Raw genomic sequence first — 3,508 nt, 5'->3', positions numbered from 1 at the left:
CACGTGCCATTGCGGCGGGAGCGAGACGTTGCGGCAGGTCGATCTCCCCCCTTGAGGGGGAGATGCCCGGCAGGGCAGAGGGGGGCATCTATTGACCACTCCGCTCGACTACATCCGCAATCCCGCAGAGATCTACCGCCGGTCCTTCGAGACGATCCGGCGGGAGGCCGATTTGTCGCGGTTTTCCAACGGCATGGAAGCGCTGGCTGTCAGGTTGATTCATGCCTGCGGCATGGTCGATCTCGCTGGCGACATCGCCTTTTCGGACGGCGCCTTCGAGGCCGGTGCTGCGGCACTCGCCGGCGGTGCGCCGATCCTCTGCGATGCCGAGATGGTTCGCCACGGCATCATCCGCCGGCTGTTGCCGGCCGGAAACGAGGTGATATGCCTCATCGCCGACGAGCGCGTGCGCCCGAAGGCGGCCGAAATCGGCAATACCCGCTCGGCCGCGCAGGTCGATCTCTGGGGCGAGCGGCTCGGCGGCGCGGTGGTGGCGATCGGCAATGCCCCGACGGCGCTCTTCCGGCTTCTCGAACGGCTGGATGCCGGCGCGCCGAAGCCGGCCGTTATCCTCGGCTTTCCGGTCGGTTTCGTCGGTGCCGCGGAGAGCAAGGAGGCGCTGATTGCTGATCCGCGCGGCGTGCCGTTCATCGCCGTCAGAGGCCGCCGTGGCGGTTCGGCCATGGCATCAGCCGCCGTCAACGCGCTCGCCGGAGGATTGGGCACCAATGACTAGGCGCTGGCTCACCATCATCGGCGTCGGCGACAACGGCCTCGCAAGCCTGACGCCCGAGGCGCAGGCGCTGCTCTGGCAGGCCGAGACCATCGTGCTCGGCGAGCGGCTCGACGGCGTGCTCGAAGGCGGTCACCTGCCGGGGCTGAAGCGTGTGCTCAACTGGAGCGGCGGCTTTCGTGAAACTCTGCAGGAGGTGCTGAAGCTGCGCGGTACGCCGGTGACGGTGCTTGCAACCGGCGATCCCATGCATTTCGGCATCGGGGCGACGCTGCGACGCTACGTGTCGGCGGACGAGATGGCCGTGCTGCCGTCGCCATCGGCCTTTTCTCTCGCCGCCGCCCGGCTCGGCTGGCCGCTGCAGTCGGTGGCGCAGATCTCGCTGCACGGGCGGCCGCTTTCGCATCTCAACCGGCACCTGCTGCCGGGCGCGCGCATCCTTGCGCTGACCTCGGGGGCGGAAACAGTGCGCGAGGCGGCGGACCTTCTCACCCGCCGCGGCTTCGGCGCCTCAGTGATCACCGTGCTCGACCACATGGGCGGACCTGCGGAGCGGATCACGGCGATGAGCGCCGCGGCTTTCGCGGTGGAGGCGCCGGCGATTTCGGAATTCAACACGCTGGCGATCGATTGCGCGGCCGACGGACCGCTTCTCGCGCCGGTGCCCGGTCTTCCGGACGAGGCCTTCGTGCATGACGGCCAGCTGACGAAACGCGAGGTGAGGGCGGCGACGCTCTCGCTGCTCGCGCCCTTTCCGAATGCGCTGCTCTGGGACGTCGGCGCCGGTTGCGGTTCGATTGCTGTCGAGTGGCTGCGCTGCGGCATGGGTACTCAGGCGGTGGCAGTCGAGGCACGGGCGGAGCGGGTGACGAGGATCCGCACCAATGCCGAGACGCTCGGCGTTCCGGACCTGCAGGTGGTCGAGGCGCCGGCGCCGGAAGGGCTCGAAGGGCTCGATGCGCCGGATCGGATCTTCATCGGCGGCGGTTTGACCCATGCCGGCGTCTTCGAGGATTGCTGGGCGGCATTGAAACTCGGCGGGCGGCTGGTCGCCAATGCGGTGACGATCGAGGGCGAGGCGAGACTTGCGGATCTCAGGGGCCTTCACGGCGGCGAACTCATCCGCATCTCGGTGTCGCGCGGCGCGCCGGTCGGGCGCTATTGCGGCTGGAAGCCGCTGATGCCGGTGACCATCTGGTCGGTGACGAAGGGGGAGAGCGCGTGATGCGGTTCGCTTTTCAATGCCCCCTCTGGCCTGCCGGCCATCTCCCCCACAAGGGGGGAGAGACCCGCGCCGCCAACGTGCTGCGCGCCCGCCGCTCGCTTCGCACGGACATTGCCTTCTTGGCGTTAACCCGTGATCCTTTGAAGCTGCGAGCAGTGCCGCTTGCCGGTCTCCCCCCTTGTGGGGGAGATGGCCGGCAGGCCAGAGGGGGTATTTTTCCGACGAGCAGGGGGCAGTCCTCATGACCGGCAAGCTCTACGGCCTCGGCCTCGGCCCCGGCGATCCCGAACTCCTGACGCTGAAGGCGCACCGCATTCTGACCTCGGTCCCGGTGATCGCCTATCCGGCACCCGATACAGGGCCGAGCTTCGCCCGCCAGATTGCCGCTCCGCACCTTCCGGGAACACAGGTGGAAATTCCGATCGTCGTGCCGATGCGCGTCGAGCGCTTCCCGGCGCAGGAGATCTACGACGAGGCGGCGGAAGCGATTGCCGGCCGTCTCGAGGCCGGGCAGGATGTTGCAGTCCTCTGTGAGGGCGACCCCTTCTTCTTCGGCTCGTTCATGTATCTCTTCGAGCGCCTTGCCGGTCGCTTCCCGACCGAGATCGTACCGGGCGTCTCCTCGATGATGGCGGCGGCGGCAGCGCTTGGCCGGCCGCTCGCCGCGCGAAACGACGTGCTGAGCATCGTGCCGGGCCCGCTCGACGACGAGACCATGCGTGCCCGCATCGAGGCGGCGGGTGCCGTGGCGATCATCAAGGTCGGCCGACACTTTTCCCGCATCCGGGCGCTGATCCGCGCCATGGGGCTCGAAGCCGCCGCCGGTTACGTCGAGCGTGTGAGCCTTGCCGAACAGCGCGTCCTGCCGCTCGCCGAAGTCGGCGAGGACGTGGCTCCGTATTTTTCGATGATCCTGATCTACAAGGGCGGGGAGGGCTGGAATGCCGGCCTCTCGCCGCGCACCTCAAACGGAATGCCCTCATGAGCGAACTGAACAAACCGGCCGTCGTCATCCTGTCGGACAAGGCCCTCGATCTCGGCCGGCGCATCGCGCTCGCAATCGGGGGCGATCTGCACGGCGCCAGCGCGCGCGTCGCGTCCGCCGATCGCCTGTTCGACGATGTGAAGGCGCATCTGGCTGGGCTCTTCGCCGAAGGCCGGCCGATCGTCGCGGTCATGGCCTCGGGTGCCGTCATCCGTCTTCTTGCACCGTTTCTCTCCGACAAGCAGGCCGAGCCGCCGGTGCTCTGCGTCTCCGAGGACGGTGCCTCGGTCGTGCCGCTCCTCGGCGGCCATCACGGCGCCAACGATCTGGCGCGGACGATCGCCGGCGCGCTCGATGCCCATGCGGCCGTGACCACCGCCGGCGACCTTCGATTCGGCGTGGCGCTCGACGATCCGCCGGCGGGCTTCGTGCTCGCCAATCCGGCGAACGCCAAGGCCGTGATGGCCGAGCTGGTGGCCGGGGCGAGGGCGCAAATATTCGCTGAAGTAGCGGGACACCCCCCTCTGTCGCTTCGCGACATCTCCCCCTCAAGGGGGGAGATCGT

At 68.5% G+C, this 3,508-nt stretch carries 3 protein-coding genes and 1 pseudogene; all 4 read left to right on the top strand.

Going from position 1 to position 3,508, the window contains the following annotated elements:
* The first annotated feature begins 91 nt into the window (after positions 1 to 91).
* On the top strand, positions 92 to 736 hold the full coding sequence (locus NHF53_RS09985) for a precorrin-8X methylmutase (RefSeq protein WP_252834052.1): 645 nt from the start codon (positions 92 to 94) through the stop codon (positions 734 to 736).
* Positions 729 to 1,958 (top strand): precorrin-6y C5,15-methyltransferase (decarboxylating) subunit CbiE, encoded by a 1,230-nt coding sequence (gene cbiE, locus NHF53_RS09980; protein ID WP_252834051.1) that lies wholly within the window; start codon positions 729 to 731, stop codon positions 1,956 to 1,958. The genes NHF53_RS09985 and cbiE overlap by 8 nt, the downstream gene beginning before the upstream one ends.
* A 241-nt stretch (positions 1,959 to 2,199) precedes the next feature.
* On the top strand, positions 2,200 to 2,943 hold the full coding sequence (cobI, locus tag NHF53_RS09975) for a precorrin-2 C(20)-methyltransferase (RefSeq protein WP_252834050.1): 744 nt from the start codon (positions 2,200 to 2,202) through the stop codon (positions 2,941 to 2,943).
* Positions 2,940 to 3,508: pseudogene (locus tag NHF53_RS09970) on the top strand (precorrin-3B C(17)-methyltransferase); the annotation flags it as partial. The gene cobI and the pseudogene NHF53_RS09970, both read left to right, overlap by 4 nt.

This window comes from Ciceribacter sp. RN22, assembly GCF_024054295.1.
GTDB lineage: Bacteria > Pseudomonadota > Alphaproteobacteria > Rhizobiales > Rhizobiaceae > Allorhizobium > Allorhizobium lividum.
Note: the sequence above shows the minus strand (reverse complement) of the source record. Positions and strands in the feature narration are given on the sequence as shown.

Excerpts from the sequence above, each read along its gene's own strand:
- cbiE (WP_252834051.1), top strand. The coding sequence starts at position 729 with ATGACTAGGCGCTGGCTCACCATCATCGGCGTCGGCGACAACGGCCTC.
- cobI (WP_252834050.1), top strand. The coding sequence starts at position 2,200 with ATGACCGGCAAGCTCTACGGCCTCGGCCTCGGCCCCGGCGATCCCGAA.